At 75.4% G+C, this 826-nt stretch carries 1 protein-coding gene; it reads right to left on the minus strand.

From position 1 onward, the window contains the following. Positions 1 to 826: M20/M25/M40 family metallo-hydrolase (locus tag PROKR_RS33355; protein WP_169736277.1), on the minus strand; the 826-nt coding region annotated here is incomplete at both ends.

The following is an 826-nucleotide window of genomic DNA, read 5'->3' on the forward strand; positions in this document are numbered from 1 at the left end:
CGGTGCCGGCCCGCCCGCGCCACGGCCCGGGACAGGCGCGTGGTCGCGGTCCAGCGGCCCGGGGTCGCGGCGTGGCCGCCGACGTCCGTGGTGTAGAGGTTGATCCCGATCAGGCCGCGCTCCGCGACGCCCACCAGGGCGGTCTGCCGGTCGACGCCGGGAAAGACGTCCGTGCCGACGAAACCGCCCTCGTCGATCACGAGCCACGGGCGCACGCCGAGCTCGTACAGCCGGCGGACGGCGATCTCGGCGGACTCCCCCGTCGTCTCCTCGTCCGCGCCGAAGAAGAGCCAGATGTCGCGCTCGGGCACGAAGCCCTCGCCGAGCAGCGTCTCCACGGCGTCGAGCACCGCGACGAGCGCGCCCTTGTCGTCGAGCGTGCCGCGGCCGTGCACCACACCCTCGCGGATCTCGCCCGAGAAGGGGTTGCCGCCGGGCCAGTCCATGACCCGGACCGGCGCCACGTCCTGGTGCGCCATGAGCACCACGGGGTAGGGGTGCAGCACGTCCTGACGCCCCCGGCCGGGCCAGCGGTAGAGCAGGCCGTGCTCGCCCGCCGGCTCGCTCTGCAGGGCGTGCACGCGCGGGTAGAAGGTCGCCAGCGCTGCGCGGTGCCGGGCGAACGAGTCGTGGTCGAGGAACTCCGGGCCCCACGTGGACACCGTCGGGATCTGCACGAGCGAGGAGAGGTGTCCGGCGGCGATGTGGCCCGCCGACGTGTGCCGGTCGGCGTACGGCTCCGAGGCGGTGAACGGCGACGCGCCCGGCCGCGTGGAGAGCACGGCGTCCGGCGCGGCGGGCTGCTCGGCGACGGGCTCCCGCTCGG

The sequence above is a fragment of the Promicromonospora kroppenstedtii DSM 19349 genome, from assembly GCF_000515355.1.
Taxonomy (GTDB): Bacteria; Actinomycetota; Actinomycetes; order Actinomycetales; family Cellulomonadaceae; genus Promicromonospora; species Promicromonospora kroppenstedtii.